General features: G+C 38.1%; 20 protein-coding genes. 10 read left to right on the top strand and 10 right to left on the bottom strand.

What is annotated here, in order from left to right; genetic code table 11:
- Window positions 1-44 precede the first annotated feature (44 nt).
- Window positions 45-2465 (top strand): leucine--tRNA ligase, encoded by a 2421-nt coding sequence (leuS, locus tag R4Z09_RS23595; RefSeq protein ID WP_338449167.1) that lies wholly within the window; start codon window positions 45-47, stop codon window positions 2463-2465.
- Between the two features lie 101 nt (window positions 2466-2566).
- Complete coding sequence (locus R4Z09_RS23590; RefSeq protein WP_338449166.1) at window positions 2567-2875, top strand: rhodanese-like domain-containing protein; 309 nt, start codon at window positions 2567-2569, stop codon at window positions 2873-2875.
- Window positions 2876-2972: 97 nt separating this feature from the next.
- On the opposite strand, the gene R4Z09_RS23585 is transcribed toward R4Z09_RS23590, so the two are convergent.
- From R4Z09_RS23585 to R4Z09_RS23560, 6 genes are all read right to left on the bottom strand, one after another.
- A complete protein-coding gene (locus tag R4Z09_RS23585) occupies window positions 2973-3680 on the bottom strand; it encodes an ABC transporter ATP-binding protein (RefSeq protein WP_338449165.1) in 708 nt (235 codons plus the stop codon).
- Complete coding sequence (locus R4Z09_RS23580; protein WP_338449164.1) at window positions 3680-4459, bottom strand: ABC transporter ATP-binding protein; 780 nt, start codon at window positions 4457-4459, stop codon at window positions 3680-3682. The genes R4Z09_RS23585 and R4Z09_RS23580 overlap by 1 nt, the downstream gene beginning before the upstream one ends.
- 13 nt (window positions 4460-4472) lie before the next feature.
- Window positions 4473-5408, bottom strand: a complete 936-nt coding sequence (locus R4Z09_RS23575; RefSeq protein ID WP_338449163.1) for a branched-chain amino acid ABC transporter permease — start codon at window positions 5406-5408, stop codon at window positions 4473-4475.
- A gap of 13 nt (window positions 5409-5421) precedes the next feature.
- A complete protein-coding gene (locus R4Z09_RS23570) occupies window positions 5422-6300 on the bottom strand; it encodes a branched-chain amino acid ABC transporter permease (RefSeq protein WP_338449162.1) in 879 nt (292 codons plus the stop codon).
- 185 nt (window positions 6301-6485) lie between these two features.
- Window positions 6486-7670: an ABC transporter substrate-binding protein gene (locus R4Z09_RS23565; protein ID WP_338449161.1), complete on the bottom strand. Its 1185-nt coding sequence runs from the start codon at window positions 7668-7670 to the stop codon at window positions 6486-6488.
- A gap of 368 nt (window positions 7671-8038) precedes the next feature.
- The gene (locus tag R4Z09_RS23560; protein WP_338449160.1) at window positions 8039-9223 is read right to left on the bottom strand and encodes an ABC transporter substrate-binding protein; all 1185 of its coding nucleotides are present in this window, start codon (window positions 9221-9223) and stop codon (window positions 8039-8041) included.
- Between the two features lie 267 nt (window positions 9224-9490).
- On the opposite strand from R4Z09_RS23560, the gene R4Z09_RS23555 reads away from it, so the two are divergent.
- Window positions 9491-9676: a sporulation protein Cse60 gene (locus R4Z09_RS23555; RefSeq protein ID WP_338449159.1), complete on the top strand. Its 186-nt coding sequence runs from the start codon at window positions 9491-9493 to the stop codon at window positions 9674-9676.
- A 22-nt stretch (window positions 9677-9698) separates the two neighbouring features.
- On the opposite strand, the gene R4Z09_RS23550 is transcribed toward R4Z09_RS23555, so the two are convergent.
- The gene (locus R4Z09_RS23550) at window positions 9699-10967 is read right to left on the bottom strand and encodes an NAD(P)/FAD-dependent oxidoreductase (protein ID WP_338449158.1); all 1269 of its coding nucleotides are present in this window, start codon (window positions 10965-10967) and stop codon (window positions 9699-9701) included.
- A 382-nt stretch (window positions 10968-11349) separates the two neighbouring features.
- Between R4Z09_RS23550 and R4Z09_RS23545 the strand changes: the two genes are divergently transcribed.
- Window positions 11350-12966, top strand: a complete 1617-nt coding sequence (locus R4Z09_RS23545; protein ID WP_338449157.1) for a putative polysaccharide biosynthesis protein — start codon at window positions 11350-11352, stop codon at window positions 12964-12966.
- 38 nt (window positions 12967-13004) lie between these two features.
- Here the strand turns inward: R4Z09_RS23545 and R4Z09_RS23540 are convergent, their stop codons facing one another.
- Window positions 13005-13217 (bottom strand): hypothetical protein, encoded by a 213-nt coding sequence (locus R4Z09_RS23540; protein WP_338449156.1) that lies wholly within the window; start codon window positions 13215-13217, stop codon window positions 13005-13007.
- Window positions 13218-13365: 148 nt separating this feature from the next.
- Here R4Z09_RS23540 and R4Z09_RS23535 point away from each other — a divergent pair, with 148 nt between their 5' ends.
- Window positions 13366-14085, top strand: coding sequence for a pseudouridine synthase (locus R4Z09_RS23535; RefSeq protein ID WP_338449155.1), 720 nt, complete (start codon window positions 13366-13368; stop codon window positions 14083-14085).
- A gap of 40 nt (window positions 14086-14125) precedes the next feature.
- Here the strand turns inward: R4Z09_RS23535 and R4Z09_RS23530 are convergent, their stop codons facing one another.
- Complete coding sequence (locus R4Z09_RS23530) at window positions 14126-14347, bottom strand: DeoR family transcriptional regulator (RefSeq protein ID WP_338449154.1); 222 nt, start codon at window positions 14345-14347, stop codon at window positions 14126-14128.
- A 471-nt stretch (window positions 14348-14818) separates the two neighbouring features.
- On the opposite strand from R4Z09_RS23530, the gene pepV reads away from it, so the two are divergent.
- The 5 genes from pepV to R4Z09_RS23505 all read left to right on the top strand — a co-directional run bounded on the left by pepV (window position 14819) and on the right by R4Z09_RS23505 (window position 21105).
- A complete protein-coding gene (gene pepV / locus R4Z09_RS23525) occupies window positions 14819-16240 on the top strand; it encodes a dipeptidase PepV (RefSeq protein ID WP_338449153.1) in 1422 nt (473 codons plus the stop codon).
- A gap of 106 nt (window positions 16241-16346) precedes the next feature.
- Window positions 16347-16910 (top strand): RNA 2',3'-cyclic phosphodiesterase, encoded by a 564-nt coding sequence (thpR, locus tag R4Z09_RS23520; RefSeq protein WP_338449152.1) that lies wholly within the window; start codon window positions 16347-16349, stop codon window positions 16908-16910.
- A gap of 29 nt (window positions 16911-16939) precedes the next feature.
- A complete protein-coding gene (locus R4Z09_RS23515; protein WP_338449151.1) occupies window positions 16940-17899 on the top strand; it encodes a nuclease-related domain-containing protein in 960 nt (319 codons plus the stop codon).
- 52 nt (window positions 17900-17951) lie between these two features.
- On the top strand, window positions 17952-20096 hold the full coding sequence (gene pulA, locus R4Z09_RS23510) for a type I pullulanase (RefSeq protein WP_338449150.1): 2145 nt from the start codon (window positions 17952-17954) through the stop codon (window positions 20094-20096).
- A gap of 229 nt (window positions 20097-20325) precedes the next feature.
- Entirely contained in the window at window positions 20326-21105 is a 780-nt protein-coding gene (locus R4Z09_RS23505) for a phosphotransferase family protein (RefSeq protein WP_338449149.1), read from the top strand.
- Here the strand turns inward: R4Z09_RS23505 and R4Z09_RS23500 are convergent.
- Entirely contained in the window at window positions 21100-21378 is a 279-nt protein-coding gene (locus R4Z09_RS23500; RefSeq protein ID WP_338449148.1) for a YtzH-like family protein, read from the bottom strand. The genes R4Z09_RS23505 and R4Z09_RS23500 overlap by 6 nt on opposite strands.
- Window positions 21379-21442 lie beyond the last annotated feature (64 nt).

Genomic DNA, 21442 nt, shown 5'->3' with positions numbered 1-21442 from the left:
AAGGCTGGATTCTAGCCATTTATTAAATGTAGGAGGAAAACAAGATGAGTTTTAATCATCATGAAATTGAAAAAAAGTGGCAAAAGTATTGGGAAGAAAATAAAACCTTTAAAACAAGTGAGGATAAGGGGAAGCGTAAGTTTTATGCACTTGACATGTTTCCTTACCCATCTGGTGCCGGGCTCCATGTTGGACACCCGGAGGGCTATACAGCAACCGATATTCTTTCAAGAATGAAAAGAATGCAGGGATACAACGTCCTTCACCCAATGGGCTGGGATGCTTTCGGACTGCCTGCAGAGCAATATGCATTAGATACGGGAAATGACCCTGCAGAATTTACAGAGCATAATATTAATAATTTCCGCCGTCAAATTAAATCTTTAGGCTTTTCCTATGATTGGGACCGTGAAATTAATACAACAGATCCGCACTATTATAAATGGACACAATGGATCTTTTTGAAGCTTTATGAAAAGGGTCTTGCCTATATCAGCGAAGCACCTGTTAACTGGTGTCCTGCATTAGGAACTGTGCTGGCAAACGAAGAGGTTATTGATGGAAAGAGTGAGCGCGGCGGACACCCGGTAGAGCGTCGTCCAATGAAGCAGTGGAATTTACGAATTACGGCCTATGCTGACCGTTTATTAGAAGACCTTGAAGAATTAGACTGGCCGGAAAGCATTAAAGATATGCAGCGTAACTGGATCGGCCGTTCGGAAGGAGCAGAAGTAATTTTCCAAATTGATGGACATGATGACAGTTTTACGGTTTTCACTACACGTCCTGATACATTATTTGGTGCAACCTATGCTGTGCTTGCTCCTGAGCATGATTTAGTGAAAAAAATTACGACTGATGAACAGCGTCAAGCGGTTGAAGATTATTTAGAACAAATTAAGAGCAAAAGTGATTTAGAACGTACAGACTTAGCCAAGGAAAAAACGGGTGTTTTCACCGGAGCCTATGCTATTAATCCTGTAAATGATGTAAAAATTCCAATTTGGATCGCAGACTATGTATTGGCAAGCTATGGTACTGGTGCAATTATGGCTGTTCCCGGTCATGATGAGCGCGACTATGAATTTGCTAAGAAATTTAGTTTAGAAATTAAAGAGGTTGTGGCAGGCGGAGACATTGAAAAAGAAGCATACGCAGGTGATGGACCGCATGTAAACTCTGATTTCCTAAATGGTTTAAATAAAGAAGAAGCCATAAGTAAAATGATTGCTTGGCTTGAGGAAAAGGCAATTGGTACGAAAAAAGTAACATACCGCCTTCGTGATTGGTTATTCAGCCGTCAGCGCTATTGGGGCGAACCAATTCCAATTATCCATTGGGAAGATGGTACGATGACAGCTGTTCCGGAAGAGGAACTTCCTCTAATTCTACCGGTTACAACAGAAATCAAACCATCCGGTACAGGAGAATCTCCATTAGCAAATATCGAAGAATGGGTGAATGTAGTCGATCCTGTTACTGGTAAAAAAGGCCGCCGGGAAACCAATACAATGCCACAATGGGGCGGAAGCTGCTGGTATTTCCTTCGCTTCATCGATCCGCATAATGATGAAGTGTTAGCAGATCCTGAAAAACTAAAAGAATGGCTTCCTGTTGACATCTATATCGGCGGAGCAGAGCATGCGGTATTACACTTATTGTACGCTCGTTTCTGGCACAAGTTTTTATACGATATCGGAGTCGTTCCAACAAAAGAGCCTTTCCAAAAACTGTTTAACCAAGGAATGATTCTTGGTGAAAATAATGAAAAAATGAGTAAATCAAAAGGAAATGTTGTGAACCCTGACGAGATTGTTGACAGTCATGGTGCGGATACATTACGTTTGTATGAAATGTTCATGGGACCGCTTGACGGATCCATTGCCTGGTCTACAAACGGTGTCGATGGTTCAAGACGTTTCTTAGATAGAATTTGGCGTTTATTCATTGAAGATAACGGTAGCTTGAATTCAAAGATTAAAGATAATGAAAAAGAAAGTAATCTTGAAAAAATCTATCACCAAACGGTTAAAAAGGTAACAGAAGATTATGAGGGCTTGCGTTTTAACACAGCCATTTCTCAGCTGATGGTATTTATTAATGAAGCCTACAAAGCAGATGTGTTACCAATTGATTATATGGAAGGTTTTGTGAAACTATTATCTCCGATTGCACCACATATTGCAGAAGAGCTATGGGAAAAGCTTGGTCATTCGAATTCTACGATTGCTTTTGAAGCATGGCCTGCATATGACGAGGCAAAATTAAAGGATGATGAAATTGAGATTGTCATTCAAATAAACGGTAAAGTCAAAGCAAAATTGGTCGTACCGGCAAATACAAACAAAGATGCGCTGGAGCAAATTGCCATGGACGATGACAAAGTAAAGGCACAAATTGACGGCAAAACCGTTCGGAAAGTCATTGCGGTTCCTGGAAAGCTCGTTAATATTGTTGCAAATTAAGAAGTAAAGTAGAATAAGTAAGAAGAATAAACGGCATTTCTTCCTTAATAAAAGGAATGCCGTTTATTGTAAAAGAACAAAGAACAATAGGGGTGTAACACATGAGTCAAATGGCTGTCATTACAACATATGAATTAAATGAAAAGCTCGAAGCAGGGGAAAAGCTGGAGCTTGTAGACGTGAGAGAACATGATGAAGTGGCAATGGGGATCATTCCAGGTGCCAAGCATATTCCAATGGGAGATATCCCGGCAAGCTTAGATTATTTTGACAAAGACAAAGAATATATTATGATTTGCCGTTCTGGCTCAAGAAGTGCATATGTTTGCGATTTTCTCCAAGCACAAGGCTATAAAGTCCGCAATATGACTGGCGGAATGCTTGAATGGAGAGGGAAAGTAGAATATTAACATTTGTGGATTTCTAAAGACAATATAAATATAAAAACAGACCTTTAACGTAAAGATAAAGGTCTGTTTTTTCTTTTTACTATCATTAGTTTTTTCATCAATGCCCCCCGAGATAGGCCATTTTAATTTGATCACTTGATCTAAGCTCTTCAGCAGTGCCGCTTAATACAACTCGTCCAGTTTCAATTACATAGGCGCGATGGGCGATAGATAGGGCCATATTGGCATTTTGTTCAACAAGCATAATTGTAGTACCTGTTGAATTGATTTCTTTTATAATGTCAAAAATCGTTTTCACTAATAAGGGAGCAAGTCCCATTGAAGGCTCATCCAAAAGAAGCAGCTTTGGTCTCGCCATTAAGGCACGGCCCATTGCCAGCATCTGCTGTTCTCCTCCGGAAAGTGTTCCTGATTGCTGTTTTCGACGCTCATGAAGACGTGGGAATAACTCATATACCTTTTCATAATCTTCCTTAATACCTTTTTTATCATTACGCAAATAGGCGCCAAGCTCTAAGTTTTCTTCTACACTCATATTAGCAAATACTCGTCTTCCTTCGGGAACGTGTGAAATTCCTTTTTTTACGATCCATTGCGCTTGTTTTCCATCAATGGATACACTTTCAAAGGTAATCGTTCCCTTTTTAGGTTTTAACAAACCAGAAACGGTTTTCAGCAAAGTACTTTTTCCAGCACCATTAGCTCCTATCAGAGTAACGATTTCTCCTTGGTTCACATTTAGTGAAACTTCTTTTAGTGCATGAATATTACCATAAAATACATCGATTCCCTGAACTTTAAGCATTATGAAACCTCCTCGCCAAGATATGCCTCAATTACTTTTGGATTGTTTCGAATTTCTTTTGGTGTACCTTGCGCGATTAATTGTCCATGGTCAAGTACATAAATTCGTTCACAAACTCCCATAACAAGAGCCATATCGTGTTCAATTAGTATTACCGTTAAATTAAATTGGTCACGAATAAAGGAAATGAGCTCCATTAAATCATGGGTTTCTTGTGGATTCATTCCAGCTGCCGGCTCATCCAATAATAAAAGTTCTGGGTAAGCGGCAAGAGCACGTGCAATTTCAAGCCTGCGTTGTTGACCATAAGGAAGGTTTTTTGCTTTTTCATCTTTAAAACCTTCTAAATGAAAGATCTTTAAAAATTCAATGGCTTTGTCTTCCATTTCTTTTTCACCCGCAAAATGACCTGGAAGTCGAAGCATGGATGATAGGATCGAATGTTTTGCAAGTGAATGATAGGCAACCTTTACATTATCAAGTACGGATAACTCACCGAATAGTCGGATATTTTGAAATGTGCGGCTGATCCCTTTTTGTGTTATTTTAAATGGAGGCAATCCATTTAATTTTGCACCATTTAACAGAATACTTCCTTCTGTTGGAACATACACTCCTGTGAGCATATTAAAAAAGGTTGTCTTCCCAGCACCATTTGGCCCAATCAGTCCAATTAATTCGCCTTTTTTGATTTCGATATTAACATCTGATACAGCCTTTAGACCGCCGAACTGGATTCCGACATGATCTACTTTAAGCAACGGTTGGTTTGTTGTCATTTTTTAATCCCTCCTAAACAGCTTTCCGTTTTTTAAAGAATGACGTTATTTCTTTAGTCCCCATTAGGCCTTGTGGACGATACAGCATCATGACAATAAGAACAAGACTGTATATAATCATTCTGGTTTCTGGATAGTCCTGTAGATAGGTAGAGATAATAGTTAATAATATGGCTGAAATAACGGAACCTGACAAACTACCTAAACCGCCAAGTACAACAAAAATTAAAATATCAAAAGACTTTAAAAAACCAAAGTTACTTGGCTGAATAATATAAAAATTATGTGAATACAATGCCCCAGCTACACCAGCAAAAAACGCACCGATAATAAAGGCAGCAACTTTATAATAAGTAGTGTTAATTCCCATGGCATCAGCTGCAATTTCATCCTCTCGAACGGAAATACATGCTCTTCCATGAGTTGAATTTGTGAAATTTCTGATTATTAATATGGTAAGTAACGTTGCAAAAAAGATCCAAGGCCAAGATGTTAAATGTGATACCTGCATCCCGCTTGCGCCGCCTACATATTCAATATTTAACAGTGTAATTCTTACAATTTCGCCAAAACCGAGAGTAGCAATTGCTAAATAATCTCCTCTCAGACGAAGGGTTGGAATACCAATAACTAAACCAGCAAGTGCAGCAGCAAGTCCCCCTACTATTACGGCTACACCAAAAGGTAAGCCTAATTTCATGGTTATAATGGCAGAAGCATATGCACCTACAGCAAGAAAACCTGCATGACCAATCGAGAATTGGCCGGTAATTCCGATAATCAAATGTAAACTAACTGCAAGAATAATATTGATCGCCATTAGATAAATCATGTTTTCGTAAAAGGCATTGAGCTGTCCGCCTGAAATAAGTACTTGAACGACAAAAAATACAGCAAAGGCTGACAAAATTGAAAGCCAGAAACCTTTAGATCGTTTGATGATAGACATGCTACAGCCTCCTTTATACTTTTTCCTTTGTGTTTTTCCCGAATAAACCTGATGGACGGAAAATTAAAATAAGAATTAAAACAATGAATGCAACTCCATCACGCCACAATGAAAATCCAGACGCACTTACAAAGGATTCGATAACTCCTAATACAAGTCCGCCAACCATTGCTCCAGGGATAATTCCAATTCCACCTAATACTGCAGCGATGAAAGCTTTAAGTCCTGGGATAATCCCCATAAGTGGTTCAATTTTTATATAATAGGCTCCAAAAATAACACCTGCAGCTCCAGCAAGAGCAGAACCAATTGCAAATGTAGCTGAAATTGTATTATTCACATTGATCCCCATTAATTGAGCGGCTTCAGTATCGTAAGAAACAGCGCGCATAGCTTTACCAATTTTTGTTTTGTGAACAATGAATTGCAAGATGATCATTAATAATAAAGAAATTCCTAGTATAAAAAGTGATTGAGAATTAATCGATACGCCAAATATATCAATTGTACTAGAAGGAAGGGCATCGCCGGGATATGCCTCAGGCTGTGCACCTCGAAAATAAATCGTTCCATATTCAATAAACAGGGAAACACCGATAGCGGTGATAAGCGCTGCAATTCTAGTTGCATTCCTTAAAGGTTTATATGCAATTCTCTCGATTAAGACTCCAAATAATGCACACACGACCATGGAAAGAATTAGGGAAGGAAAGAATCCAAGGTCAAGTACTGTCATGGAGTAGAAGCCTACGAATGAACCAACCATGAATACATCGCCATGAGCGAAGTTGATGAGTTTAACAATTCCGTAAACCATAGTGTAACCGAGTGCAATCAACGCATATATACTGCCAAGTGAAATCCCATTAACTAATTGTTGTATTAGTTCCATATGTGCACTCTCCTAACCACATCTATTTTTTCAGTTTGTAGATAAATTAAAAATATGAATAGGGGATATACCCCTATTCTAGAAATCAATTATGTTTATAATAAAGACGTTTAAATATTCAAACAATTCCGAGTGACGAATTCAATGTTTTAAACCAAGTCTTAATGATAATACTTGTTTTCTTCTTATTCAGGGTTTACTTTTGTTTTGAATATTTGTTTTCCGTTTTCAAATGAAAGAATGGTAGCTGATTTAATTGGATTATGATTTTTGTCATATTTGAAATTGTCACTAGTGATTAGGGATAGGCCTTCTGTTTCTTCTAATGCTGTTTTAATTTTCTGAGGATCTCCGCCACCAGCACGTTTGATTGCATCTGCAAGCAAGTAGCCTGTGTCATAACCTAGAGCATTAAAGGCATCAGGTGTTTTATTGTACTCTTCTTTAAAAACCTTCACAAAATTTTGAACTTTTTCATCAGTATCGGATGAAGAGTAGTGATTTGTAAAATACACATCATGTAAAGCATCTGCGCCAGCAATTTCAGCCAGTTTAGGAGAATCCCAGCCGTCTCCGCCAACAAATGGTACGTCAAGACCGATTTCTCTAGCTTGTTTTAAAATCAAACCAACTTCTTCATAATATCCAGGTACATATACTACTTCTGGTTTTTTTGCTTTAATTCTAGTTAATGTGGCACGGAAGTCTGTATCCTTTGCAACATAAGCTTCTTCTGAAATAACCTTACCGCCATTTTTTTCTAAAGAATCTTTAAAAGAATTAGCAAGTCCTTTTGAATAGTCGCTTGAACTATCAATTAATACAGCAGCATTTTTTAACTTTAGATCTTTTGCAGCAAAGTTTGCAGCAATTTCTCCTTGATATGGATCGATAAAGCTTGTTCTAAAAATATAATCATTTAATTTTCCGTCCGTAACTGTTACGTCAGGGCTTGTAGCAGGCGGTGCAATGACAGGTATTTTATTATCTTGGGCAATTTGTACTTGAGCGATCGAGTTTGTACTTGTTGAAGCACCAAGAATGACAGAGACTTTATCTTGACTGATTAATTTAAGTGCAGCACTTGTAGATTCTGCTGCATCAGATTTGTTATCTACAGTAATAAGCTCAATTTTTTTGCCGTCAATTCCTTTTTTATTGATTTCCTCAACAGCAAGTTCAATTCCTTCGTTAATTCCTTGACCATAAGAAGCAACGTTTCCTGATAATTCAAGATTTACACCGACTTTGATCGTGTCACCGTCGCTTTGTCCTCCTGTTGAGTTGTCTTTACCACCAGCACATCCAGCTAGAACGCCTGCTGAAAGCATAAAAGACATGAAAATGGCATTTAACTTTCTCTTTCTCATACGTTTTCCCCCAATAATAATATTATTTTCCGCCGTCATTTAGTATTTGTGTATGAGGCGATTATTCCTAGTAAAATAGGAATAGATGAATGTATTTTACATGATATTTTACGCTTAGTCTACGAAATTTTCTTGCAAAAATAAATTTTTAGTTTTTTAGTATAATATTTTCCAAATAAAATCATAATTTTATTATTGGGTGTCATTTATGACATGAACTTCATTATCATGATTATGGAAGGATCTAGAGATAGAGAATTATTTGAAACTGACTACTATATAGAAAAAGGGGGCAGAGCCCCCTTTTCAGATAAACATTTTTGTTGTCAGCGTTGATTTAAAAGGAGCACAGTGCAGGATTTTAACAGTTAAGGATTTACTTTCGTTTCAAATACCTGTTCTCCATTTTCAAAAGTGAGAATCGTGGCAGATTTTACAGGATTATGTTTTTCGTCATAGGTAAAATTACCAGTTACAAGCGATAAATCTTTTGTATCTTCCAACGCTTCCTTAATTTTTACAGGGTCAGCACTGCCCGCACGTTTGATGGCATCGGCAAGTAAATAACCTGTATCGTAACCAAGGGCGTTAAAAGCATCTGGTGTTTCTTTATATTTTGCTTCGTATGCTTTTACAAAGTTTTGAATCTTTTCATCTGTATCACCAGAAGAATAGTGATTCGTAATATATGTGTTTGTTAAGGCTTCAGCACCTGCGATTTCAACTAGTGTTGGTGAATCCCAACCGTCACCACCCATGAAAGGTACATCTAAACCTAATTCTTTTGCCTGTTTTAGGATTAGACCAACTTCTTCGTAATAACCTGGAATATAGACAAATTCAGGGTTTTTCGATTTCAGCCTTGTTAATGTAGCTCGGAAGTCAGTATCCTTTGCTATATAGGCTTCTTCTCCAATGACTTTTCCACCATTTTCTTCAAAAGCCTTTTTAAAAGCATTGGCAAGTCCTTTTGCATAGTCGCTGGAGCTGTCAATAAGAATGGCCGCATTTTTAACACCCAAATCTTTTACGGCAAAATTAGCTGCAATCTCCCCTTGAAACGGATCAATAAAGCAGGTCCTGAAAATGAAATCATTCAGTTTATCATCTTTAAAGGTAATATCCGGATTTGTTCCGGATGGTGTTATAATAGGAACCTGGTTGTCCTGGGCAATTTGTACTTGAGCAAGCGTATTGGTACTCGTTGCCGACCCAACAATCGCTGATACATAATCCTGGTTAATCAGCTTGAGGGCGCCGCTTGTAGCTTCAGCAGCTTCTGATTTGTTATCAACCTTCACAAGGTCAATTTTCTTACCATCAATCCCTTCCTTATTAATTTCTTCAATTGCCAGATCCAATCCTTCAGCAATCCCCTGACCATACGAAGCCACATTACCGGATAATTCCAGGTTGGCACCGATTTTAATACTGTCTCCGCTGCCATTCGATTCGGTACCAGACGTTTGTTCATCATTTCCAGAGCAAGCTGCCAAAACTCCTGCTGAAAGCATAAGTGACATGAAAAGAGCATTTAACTTTCTTTTTCTCATCCTTCTCCCCCTCGTAAATGGTTTTGACTTTCGTACTGGTGTCTTCTTTGTCATGAAAGATTAATGATTATGAAACTTCAATATTCTGAAAACATTGTACAAGATATCCCTCAATTAGTCTATTTAATTATCTGAATTAACTAAATTTTTAGTTAATTAGTCGGAGTAATTCTTCATAAAATGACAAAATTTAAAATAATAGAAAGATTAAAATTTATAAAACAGGAAAAAATAATGAATAATAGCTAATGATAAGGAGAGAGCGGTTTGATTCAGGTAAAATTATTTGATCAGGAGCACGAGAAGAACTTAGAGTCGGAGATGAACCATTTTTTGAAAGATTTGGATGAGAAAAAACTGCTGGATATTAAATATAATGTAGCAGCCATGCCTGATGATGAGGATGAGGAACAAATTTATTGTTTTACTGCCATGGTGATTTATCGAGCCTGAGTAACGCAGGCTCGATTGTTTTTTATCCTTTTAATTTACTAGATTCGGCCGCATTTTGACCTGCAAGGTGTCCGGTTACAAAAGCAGCTGTAATATTAAAGCCGCCGGTATAGCCATGAATATCCAAAATTTCCCCGCAAAAATACAAACCGCACATTTTTTTTGACGCCATTGTTTTGGGTTCTACTTCCTTGGTGGAAACACCGCCGCCGGTAATAAATGCCTTTTCGAGTGGAAGGGTACCATTTACAGTAAAGCGGAATCTTTTACAGCTCTCCACGAAGCTTCTTAGTTTTTCATTTGAAAGAGTTCCAGCCTGGGCCATAGGATCGATTTGATTGAATTCAAGCAGAAAAAGTAAATATCGCTCCGGCAATAAATGTTTTAGTACATTCTTTATATTCTTTTTTGGTTCAGATTTTAATAACTGTAGAAGCTCTTGATAAAAAACTTCTTCTTTTTTATCAGGAAAGACGTCAAGATTAACTGTCACTTTATGACCTGCCGACTTTTTCAGCTCTTTAACAATGAATTGGCTGCAACGGAGGACAGCAGGCCCGCTAATTCCAAAATGAGTGAAAATCATATCCATTTTATGCGTGATAAGCGCTTTGCCTTTTTGATTCAAGACACTTAAGGCAACATCACGGAGAGACAATCCCTGTAATGTTTTTTCTTTTATAAAGGGTTCATTTGATGTTACAGGTACTTCGGTAGGAAAAAGCTCCGTTATCGTATGTCCTGCTTTTTCTGCCCATACGTATCCATCACCAGTTGACCCTGTATGAGGAACGGATTTACCGCCAACAGCAATGACGACTGCGTGTGTTTTAAATCGTTCGCCGTTTTTTAATAGAACAGCTTTTACCTCGTCTTGATCATATTCAACTGTTTCTACCGGACTATTCGTTTTTATCTCAACACTCAGGTCAGATAATTTTCTTAATAAAGCATCAACAACAGATTGTGCTTTGTTGCTGACAGGGAACATTCTTCCATGATCTTCTTCCTTTAACTCAATCCCTAATCCGTTGAAAAAATCAATAATATCCTCATTATTAAAAATCGAAAATGCGCTATGTAAAAAACGTCCGTTTCCAGGGATGTGTTTGATTAATTCGTCAATTGGGAGTCTGTTGGTTACATTACAGCGGCCACCGCCCGAAATAGCCAGCTTTCGGCCAAGCTTGTCTCCCTTATCAATCAGGAGCACCTTGGCCCCTGATTTACCTGCCGTGATAGCAGCCATTAAACCTGAAGGACCGCCGCCGATTACAATTACATCATACATATAGTAAGTTCCTTTCTAATCAAATTCGCTCGTCGAATTTGCGTCCGGATTTTTATCGAGCTCGCTCGATAAATTACCTTTAAAAAATCCGAGACATCCGCCGGAGGCTTAACTTCATTCAGCCGGGGTTTGATCACCAATGAATCAGAGAGTATTTTACATACATCCTCAAATTATAGAAGTGGGGGACTACTGCTGAATGAAGTTAATACTAGAATTCTTTATTAAAGAAGAGTAAACTACAAATAGTGTGTTTTCAAGAGCAATTGTACTATATTAGTCAAATTTTGCTATCGCTTAAAGCGAAATAAAGGTATAAAATTAAATATTGTCCGGTTTCTATGTATTTACATATTCCTACGTTGATAAGGAGAAGGAATTGATGTCGTCAAAGCTTTTAAGAGGAACATTTATATTAACGCTTGGAACTATTATTTCTAAAGTGCTTGGATTATTTTATGTCATTCCCTTTGATGCCATTGTTGGGAAAGAGGGTACAACACTTTATCAATATTCGTATGTACCTTATACGATTTTTATTAGTATTGCAACTGCCGGCATCCCGCTGGCTATCTCTAAGTTTATCGCGAAATATAATGCTCTCGAGGAATATGCGGTAGGGAGAAGGCTTTTTAAATCAGGGTTAATTGTCATGCTGGTGACCGGTTTTGTATCTTTTCTAATTCTATTCTTTTCTGCTCCTGTTTTGGGAGAGATGGTCATTCAAGATGATGATCAAGTGACAAAAGTAGAAGACGTTATAACCGTTATTCGTGCGGTCAGTTTTGCCCTTATTGTTGTCCCGTTTATGAGTTTAATTAGAGGCTTTTTCCAAGGACATCAATCGATGGGGCCGTCAGCTGTGTCACAAGTAGTAGAGCAAATTGTCCGGATTGTTTTCCTTTTGGCCGGCGCATATGTTGTTTTACATATGATGAGCGGAGAAATTGCTACGGCGGTTAGTGTGGCTACCTTTGCTGCGTTCGTCGGTGCCATTGGTTCATTGCTTGTGCTCTTCTGGTACTGGTTTAAACGTAAGCCTTACCTGGATGAATTACTGCTGCAGGATAAAGGGACAGTTGTGATTCCGTTAAAGGACATGTACAAGGAAATTCTTTTATATGCGGCACCCTTTGTGTTTGTCGGTATTGCCAACCCATTATTTCAATTCATTGACCAAATAACGTTTAATAAGGCTATGGTTGAAATTGGCTTGGCAAAGCAATCAGATTTTGCTTTTAGTGCCTTAAACTTTTATTCACATAAGCTGGTGATCATTCCTGTATCATTGGCAACGGCCTTTTCATTAACACTAGTACCAAATATTACGAGAACCTATATTGAAAATGACCGCAATGAATTAGACCGTCAGCTCAATCAGACATTCCAAGTGTTATTGTTTCTCACTTTACCTGCTGTTGTCGGGATGTCGTTACTTGCGGAGCCGGTCTATACGGCATTTTATGGTCATGATGTGTATGGCACGGAGGTATTGCGTGCATATTCTCCGGTAGCGATTCTCTTTGCTTTATATTCTGTTACTGCTGCGATCATGCAGGGAATTGATGAACAGCGTTTTACGATTTTAAGTCTTTTGGTGGGACTGCTTATTAAGCTGAGCTTAAATATTCCGCTGATCAAGTTAATGGAAACAAAAGGCGCGATTTTAGCAACTGCGCTGGGGTATGGAGCTGCGATTATCATTAATCTTATCGTAATAAAAATCTATACTCGTTATTCGTTTAAACTTGTTTTGCGAAGGGTTCTCTTAATAGTGACTTTTACTGCGTTGATGTTTGCCGGTGCAGGAGGGGCCTATATGCTGCTTACCCAATTTTTATCTCCAGAATCAGTCTGGCAGTCACTCATTATCATCATTTGCTGTGCCGCAATTGGTGTAGGTATCTATGGATACCTGGGACTGAAATTAAAATTGGTGAATAAATTATTTGGTCAAAAAGTGGACAGAGTCATGCAAAAGTTACATCTTAAACGATAACTAAAGGGTCTCCGTTAATGGAGACCCTTGTTCTAATCTTAATAGTATTGCTCATCCTGACGAATGCCGAGTCTTCTTTCGATTCGATCTAGACGGCGTTCGATACGTTCGTTTTGGCGTTCTAGTCTGTCTACTCGTCTCTCTAAACTATTTAGTCGTTGGGAAAAGCCTCCACCTGGAAAAAATTGACCTTGTTGTTGACGAGAATCCACCGTTGGGTAAAATTGTTGATATTGATGATAATCCATCATCACTTGACATCTCCTCACTTTATTTATTTGAGACTGAAATGTTTTCTTGTGTGTCTGCCTCATGATTTAGTTACACGATTACATACTATGGTTTTTCTCTGAATTGGAAATGGATAATAGCCTATAATGTTACAAAAGGAGTGGTTTTGTGCGGATTGATAAATTGTTAGCGAATTTAGGATATGGAAGTCGGAAGGAAGTAAAAGATCTTCTCAAAAGTGGAGTTGTAAAAGTAAATGACCAAACGGTAAAAAATGGAAAAGAACAGGTTGACCCTGAAAAGGATACAGTTACATTGCACGGGGAGGTCATTGAGTATAAGGAATATATTTATTTGATGATGAATAAGCCGCAGGGAGTCATTTCTGCAACCGAGGATCATTATGAAAAAACGGTTATTGATTTACTGGAAATGGAGGATGCTGTTTATTCGCCATTCCCTGTGGGCAGACTCGATAAAGATACGGAAGGCTTGTTGCTCTTAACAAATGATGGTCAGCTTGCGCATCAGCTCTTATCACCAAAAAAACATGTTCCCAAAACATATTTTGCAGTAATTGATCAAGAGGTTACAGATGCTGACGTAAAGGCCTTTCAAGAGGGTGTTACGTTGGATGATGGTTATGTAACAAAGCCGGGTATGCTGAAAATACTGAAATCAGGGATACGATCGGATATCGAATTAACGATTACAGAAGGGAAATTCCATCAGGTAAAAAGAATGTTCGAAGCAGTTGGCAAAAAAGTGGTTTACCTGCAAAGAATTTCAATGGGGCCTTTAAGATTGGATGAAAGCCTCGAACTAGGGGAGTATCGGGAGTTAACGGATGAAGAAATAACAGCAATAAAAGAAGTAAACACAAAATAAGCCGCCCTTCATCATAAGGTGGCTTATTTTGTGTTTACTTTTACGATGTTAACTTAACCTTCTTTTTAGTTGTTGTCCATTTTCCTCTGCTTGGGCTTCTGACTAAATCGTTGTACGCTAAGACATTTAAGTCTCTTTGTATCGTTCGAGGAGTGATTCCGAACTCTTCCACAAGTTCTTGAGTAGTGACAGTTCCTCGATTATTAATAAACATATAAACGGATTTGATACGGTTTAACATCCGGTTAGTTGACGGTTTCAATAAACCACTCCCTATCCTAATTTCAAACCTATGACAAATTCCAGCATCCAACACTTTAGTGAAGATCGAAATCTCCCGAGAATATTCCCTTCTTTTCCCCAGACAACCCCTTTTCACAACATATAGTAAGTACTTTGCTGTATTACCTCTACCTATATAATATCCATATTATCATAAGATTTCCACTATGTAGAACTGAATTTACAAAAGATTAACTTCATTTAATAATTTTGCCAGTATCAAAAGCAGGATAATATGAATACCTAAAACTACATTATGCAGAATATTCTCATATTATTAAAGAAATTCACCCAATAATAAATACTTTTTGCATAATCAATGGAGGTTTGGTAATGATTTAAGAGAAAAAGGGAAAAACAAAGTACACTTTTTATCAATAAAGATTATGATATGATTTAAATAGGGCTGATGAATTTTACAGCTGAGGGCTTTTCTTAATGGAGGTTTCATATGGTACATATAAATTGGTCTGATGAAGTATTAAAAAGAAAAGATGCACTCATTCAAGACACACAAAAAATATTACGGATTAAAAGTGTGTTGGATGAGGTAAATGCTACAGAGGATGCACCGCTTGGCGGCGGTGTAAAAGAAGCATTGTTGTTCATGCTCGAAATGGGAGAGAAAGATGGGTTCAAAGCAAAGAATGTCGGAAACCTGGCTGGATATATTGAATTTGGGCAAGGTGAGGAAAGTGTTGGGATTCTTTGCCACGTTGATGTAGTGCCAGAGGGCGATGGATGGTCAAGTGACCCATATGGTGCAGAGATTCGTGATGGCAAAATATTCGCTAGAGGTGCGATTGATGATAAAGGCCCAACGATTGCTGCCTATTATGCCATGAAAATTGTCAAAGAATTAAATCTGCCGCTTAATAAACGTGTTCGCATGATCATTGGAACAGATGAGGAAAGTGACTGGAGATGTGTTGAGCATTATTTCGAACATGAGGAGATGCCTACGGTTGGATTTGCACCGGATGCAGATTTTCCTATCATCTTTGCTGAAAAAGGAATATGTGATTTCGATCTTGTTCAAAGCATAACTGAAGACAAAGACGCAGATCCTGAAGCGAAATTAGAAATTATCAGCTTTGAATCGGGAAGAAGATATAATATGGTACCGGATTTTGCGAGAGCGGTCATGCATGTTCAAAAGGAAAAAACAGATGTGATCCAAAGATATAAAGACTTTTTAGATAAACACGGAGTAAAGGGAAAATGTTACGTTGATAATGGTCAACTGATTCTCGAGCTGGAAGGCGTGTCAGCACACGGTATGGAGCCCGACCAAGGCAAAAATGCTGGTCTATTCTTAGCTCAGTTTATTCATGAAAACAAACCTGATCAACAGGCGGCACCTTACTTCGAATTTGCTTCCCGTTACTTATTTAGGGATTCAAGAGGGAAGCAACTAGGAGTCGCATACTCGGATGATATTTCCGGAGAACTTACTATTAATATTGGAAAAATGTCTTTCAATCGATCAGAAGGCGGTATGTTTGGCCTGAACCTGCGCTATCCGGTTACAGCTGACATAGAGAAAACAAAAGAATTGCTTGAATTATTCGTAGGACAAAAAGGCTTTAAGCTGGAAAAATTCTCAGATTCAAAGCCGCATCATGTGGATGAAAATCATGAATTAATTCAAATATTAAAGAATGTATACGAAGAACAAACAGGTGAAACAGCAGAGCTTTTGGCAATCGGCGGAGGTACATATGCACGCTCTTTAACTTCCGGTGTTGCTTTTGGCCCACTGTTCCCAGGCAGAGAGGATATTGCCCATCAGAAGGATGAGTATATGTATATTGATGATTTAGTAAAAGCGACAGCTATTTATGCTCAAGCGATATATGAATTGGCAAAGTAATTTATTCTCTTACGTATGGTAGAAAGAAAAGCACCCGTCATGTTGCCGGGTGCTTCTATCAGCTCTACCACTTATCAATTAAAAAGCTAAAGTGAGGTCGAATATAATGAGCACACATTACTTTTGGGCTCTGGCGCTTCCAAAATCAACGAAACAGACGATGCATAGTCAGCTTGGGGATGTGGTTGAACATTTTCCTTTTAAACGATGGGTGTATTGGGAAGATTATCATATTACCTTTGCTTTTCTTGGGTCCGCAGAAGAACAAAAGCTTCGCCGATCAATAGAATTAGTCGGAGAAGCGATAGAAAATGAAAGGACCTTTCTTTTGAATCTTCAAGGACTAGGTGTATTTGGAAGCAAAAAGTCGCCACGTATCTTTTGGGCATCAGTAAAAAAGAACGATAAACTGATGAATTTGCAATCACTTGTATTTAAGGCTTGTTTGAGATCTGGATTTACACTGGAGTCGCGCCCGTTTGCACCGCATATTACACTGGCAAGAAATTGGACTGGCGACGATTTTGATCATAACTGGCTTGATACATATAATCCATATCAGGAAAAGTTGATTTCTTTTCCCGCAAATGAAGTTGTGTTATATAAAACGAATCTTGAGAAAATTCCAAAGTATGAACCCATTGCAACCTTTTCCCTGATATCTGAATAGAATATGAGAAGAAAACGAGGAAGAATACAATGGGACAGTTAATTAAATTACAAGATTATACATCGCGCTATGAACAAAATATATTTCATTATCCTACACGCTTTGTGACGTTGAAAAAGCAGCAATGGGAGAAATTACAGCACAATTGGGAAAATCCCAGAGATGAAATTTTGTTATCGCAAACAGCTGAATTGACTATAGAAGAGAAGCCTCATTTACTCAATAAAATAAAAACGCTGTTTAACCGAAGGAATGCCTCAGAAACGATACAAAAGGAAAATGGGAAATTAGCGGCAGAAGAACCAACAGAAATAGATCATTTCTCTGTCAAGATATATCATGCAGAAAACGTTGAAGAATTAAAACAGCAATTTCTCAATCAACTATTTGATTTCCAATTGAAATGGGCCACATCGACATTAACAGAGAAGTCCAATATGAATAAACGATTCTTTTTTGATGAACATTTACGATTCTTTTTGCAGCGGTTTCCCGATACGTATCTCCTGTTATATAGGCCCATCTTTTTATTAAAAAAAGCATCGATTGAAGTAGAGTCGATTTTAATCAGTCCGACTGAAGTTTGGTGTATTACCTTTTTAGAGGATCATGATTCGGCTGTATTTATCGGTTCTAATCAAAAGTTCTGGGATGTAAGAACGAATCGCAACGTGAAAAAGATTGTTAATCCGTTAATTGCTGCGAATCGAACAGAAACAATCGTGAAAAAAATATTTCAGTTACATGATATTGACTTGCCAATTCATAAAGTAATTTTGTCAAGGAACGGTTTTATTGATTATCCATTACCACCATACGATGCGACATTAATTGACAAGCGGAATTATGAAGAATGGTTTGCTTCGTTACGGCGGCTTCGTTCCCCTTTGAAATCGATTCAGTTAAAAGGGGCAAAGGCACTATTGGATTATACCCAAACCACATCCATCAGACGGCTAGAATGGGAAGTAAATGATGGAAATAACTAAACGATCATCAATTGATTTTTTTATTAAAAGGAAGTGAAGGGAATGAAGATACATGATTGCGATTGAAAGGGATTATCAAGCCTATTTAGATGAAATGCGAGTCATTACAATCATAGTCCCTCATACTCTTCCTCACGCCGATGAAAGTTCCTTTACATTGGAATGTGACGCAGATGAATTTCCACTTACCGTTGTTGATAAAATACACCTCAATGAGTTTATGAAATATATCTGCCAAACAGCAGAAGAGTTGAACATTGGCAGTCAGTATTGGATTAAGGATCACCTTCAAAGAAAGACTGATTTACAGATTGGAGCAGTGACAAGAACAGGTGCATTCGATGAACGTTTCTATTATGACGGACATTTGGGAGCTTTTTACCAACCGGATCAAACAACTTTTAAATTATGGGCACCAACAGCAACCGGAGTAAAGCTAAAATTAATGTCATCAGATAGATCCGATCAAGAAATCATTGATCTAACAAGAGAAGAGAAAGGTGTTTGGACGGTTTCTGTTAAGCGGGATCTTGAGAATTCCCTTTATACGTATTTAGTCTGCGTTAATCTTCAATGGAAGGAAGCGGTTGATCCATATACTGTCGCTGTCAACGCGAATGGTCAAGAAGGAGTGATCATTGATTTAAATAAAACCAACCGGGTAAAACGAGTGCTGCCTCCGTTGGAAAAAGCAGTAGACAGTGTGATCTATGAAACTCATATCAGGGACTTGACAATACACCCCAATAGCGGTGTTTCTAATAAAGGAACGTATATAGGCGCCGCTGAAATGGACACGAGAAGCAAGAATGGAAGCTTAACATCCCTCAGCTATATTAAAGAGCTGGGTGTCACCCACATCGAATTTCTTCCGTTGCATGATTTTGCCGGGGTGGATGAGCTTGAAATGAGAAACGAATATAATTGGGGATATAATCCGCTTCATTTCAATGTTCCTGATGGCAGCTACTGCACGAATCCTCATAATCCCTATAGCAGAATAAATGAGTTAAAATCACTTATTGATACCATCCATCAAAATGGTCTCCGCGTGATTTTAGACGTTGTATACAATCATGTATATGAAAGAGAAACATCAAGTTTTGAAAAAATCGTTCCTGGTTATTATTTTCGTCATGACGAACACGGAATGCCATCAAATGGAACCGGCGTCGGAAACGATATTGCATCGGAGAGGAAAATGGTTAGAAAGTTCATCCTGGATTCTATATCATTTTGGCTTAATGAGTATCATGTTGACGGTTTTCGGTTTGATTTAATGGGGATACTCGATATCGAGACAATGAATGCAATCAGGTCTCTCGTTGATCAAATGGATCCATCCATCCTGCTTATAGGCGAAGGCTGGGATTTAAATACGCCTCTCCCGCTTGAAATGAAAGCAATTATTCACAACCAACACAATCTTCCGCGAATTGGTCAATTTAATGATTGGTTTCGTGATTCAATTAAAGGCAGTACATTTAATATGTACGATTTAGGCTACATGTTAGGAAATGAACATTATTATGAAATGGCCATTCAAGTTCTTGCTGGCAGTGTCGGTATAGGAAAAAATGAGAAAGGATTATTTACCGAACCTGATCAAAGTATCAATTATGTGGAATCACATGATAACCATACATTATGGGACAAACTAATAGTTTGTTTACAGAATGAGAAGCTGGAAAATATCCAAAAATATCATCGCCTTGCAACAGTGATGGTGCTTCTTGCGCAGGGAATTCCTTTTATCCATAGTGGGCAGGAATTTTTCCGCACAAAAAATGGCGAAGGAAACAGCTATAAATCAAGTAATGAAATTAATCAGCTTGACTGGGATCGTAAAGATGAATTTCAACATCATGTTGATTATATAAAAGGAATCATTGCCATTCGGAAATCCCATCGTGCCTTTCGTTTTCCAACTGCCGAACTCATACGAAAATATATGTGTTTTTTATCTCTTCAAAAGCCGCTCATTGGCTGGACTCTACAAGGTGTTGGAGATTATGGACCGAGTCAGTCTATTATCGTTCTTTTTAATCCCACAAATTCTGAGCAAGTTGTTTCATTACCGGACGGAAACTGGAATATTATGGCCGATGATGACAAAAGCGGTATCATTCCAATCAATCGTGTGAAGGAAAAAGCCAAGTTAAAACCGATCAGCTCTTATGTACTATTTAAGGTCTAAATTTCAAATTGACTGATGAAAACAAAAGGATAGTCTTGACGGCTCCTGGATGTGAGGATAAAATTTAAAAGATGGTTATTGTAAAATATTATCGTTCAATAGCTGTCTTTTTACAGAAAAATGATAATGAAACCATATATTGCAAGCTTTAGCGTCTGTTCTCCCTCATAAGGAAAAGAAGGCGCTTAAAGCTTTTCAGGCAGTAAATAGAAATTGCAGGTGAACAGCATTGGAACACTTTTTTGGACATGATTGGGAGATTGTTCCCGCAGGTGGAGCGACCGGGGAAGCCTTTTATGCACAACACGAAGAAAATCAATATTTTCTAAAACGGAATACTTCTCCATTTTTGGCCAGCCTATCAGCGGAAGGTATTGTTCCTAAGCTTGTATGGACGAAAAGATTGGAAACCGGCGATGTTTTTACTGCGCAGCAATGGTTAAATGGACGAGAACTGCAGCCTTCAGAAATGAACCAGGAAAATGTGGCGAAGCTCTTAAAAAAGATCCATCAATCAAAGCCGCTGCTGAGCATGTTAAAGCGTCTTGGGAAAACTCCAATGCAGCCTGTAAAGATTCTCCAAATAATGATACAGGATTTGGATCATGAAATAGGTAATCTTGATTCTGTCAAAGCATCGCTTAAATTTCTTGAGAATAATGTGAATGGGATTCATTATGAACATAAAGTGGTATGTCATTGTGATGTCAATCATAATAACTGGCTCCTGGATGAAAACAACCAGTTGTATTTAATTGATTGGGATGGGGCTGTTATAGCTGACCCAGCCATTGATATCGGCACGCTGCTTTACTGGTATATACCGCGTACCGAATGGGAAACATGGCTGAGTCTATATGGGCTAAAGTTGGATGATCATTTACTGTTACGGATGAAATGGTATGTGATTGCTCATACGCTTACATCCATTCAATGGCATAAAGATAAGTCGCGGTTAACGGAAATGAATAAAGAGATTGACAGGCTAATTCAATACCTGTCATTATGAAAACTGGTCAATATTGTCAACCCATTGGGACAGCTGCTCCTGATGTAATTCAATATGAGCATCCAAGTTTGAAGCGTTGATTCCGCTTTGGCTGTATGAATAGATTTGATCGAGAACTTGTTTGTTGTTTTGATCGATATTTGAATTAACCATTAACGATTTGATTAAACGCTCTAATTGTTCACATTCTGAAACAGATCCGCAGCAGTCTGTTTGATGGTTAGATAAAATATCCTTTAGTAAATTTACTTGATCCTGATATTGAAGTGGCATTGTCAAACATCCTTTCTGTCAATCTCCTGCGTAAAAAAGTAAAGGAGAATTCACAATTTATTTT

It is taken from the genome of Niallia oryzisoli (assembly GCF_036670025.1).
Lineage (GTDB): Bacteria > Bacillota > Bacilli > Bacillales > Cytobacillaceae > Bacillus_BD > Bacillus_BD oryzisoli.
This window is presented reverse-complemented; position numbering and strand designations above follow the sequence as displayed.

Bases quoted from the DNA above. Each gene is read 5' to 3' on its own strand.
- leuS (WP_338449167.1), top strand. From the start codon at position 45: ATGAGTTTTAATCATCATGAAATTGAAAAAAAGTGGCAAAAGTATTGG.
- R4Z09_RS23590 (WP_338449166.1), top strand. From the start codon at position 2,567: ATGAGTCAAATGGCTGTCATTACAACATATGAATTAAATGAAAAGCTC.
- R4Z09_RS23585 (WP_338449165.1), bottom strand. From the start codon at position 3,680: ATGCTTAAAGTTCAGGGAATCGATGTATTTTATGGTAATATTCATGCA.
- R4Z09_RS23580 (WP_338449164.1), bottom strand. From the start codon at position 4,459: ATGACAACAAACCAACCGTTGCTTAAAGTAGATCATGTCGGAATCCAG.
- R4Z09_RS23575 (WP_338449163.1), bottom strand. From the start codon at position 5,408: ATGTCTATCATCAAACGATCTAAAGGTTTCTGGCTTTCAATTTTGTCA.
- R4Z09_RS23570 (WP_338449162.1), bottom strand. From the start codon at position 6,300: ATGGAACTAATACAACAATTAGTTAATGGGATTTCACTTGGCAGTATA.
- R4Z09_RS23565 (WP_338449161.1), bottom strand. From the start codon at position 7,670: ATGAGAAAGAGAAAGTTAAATGCCATTTTCATGTCTTTTATGCTTTCA.
- R4Z09_RS23560 (WP_338449160.1), bottom strand. From the start codon at position 9,223: ATGAGAAAAAGAAAGTTAAATGCTCTTTTCATGTCACTTATGCTTTCA.
- R4Z09_RS23550 (WP_338449158.1), bottom strand. From the start codon at position 10,967: ATGTATGATGTAATTGTAATCGGCGGCGGTCCTTCAGGTTTAATGGCT.
- R4Z09_RS23545 (WP_338449157.1), top strand. From the start codon at position 11,350: ATGTCGTCAAAGCTTTTAAGAGGAACATTTATATTAACGCTTGGAACT.
- R4Z09_RS23540 (WP_338449156.1), bottom strand. From the start codon at position 13,217: ATGATGGATTATCATCAATATCAACAATTTTACCCAACGGTGGATTCT.
- pepV (WP_338449153.1), top strand. From the start codon at position 14,819: ATGGTACATATAAATTGGTCTGATGAAGTATTAAAAAGAAAAGATGCA.
- thpR (WP_338449152.1), top strand. From the start codon at position 16,347: ATGAGCACACATTACTTTTGGGCTCTGGCGCTTCCAAAATCAACGAAA.
- R4Z09_RS23515 (WP_338449151.1), top strand. From the start codon at position 16,940: ATGGGACAGTTAATTAAATTACAAGATTATACATCGCGCTATGAACAA.
- pulA (WP_338449150.1), top strand. From the start codon at position 17,952: ATGATTGCGATTGAAAGGGATTATCAAGCCTATTTAGATGAAATGCGA.
- R4Z09_RS23500 (WP_338449148.1), bottom strand. From the start codon at position 21,378: ATGCCACTTCAATATCAGGATCAAGTAAATTTACTAAAGGATATTTTA.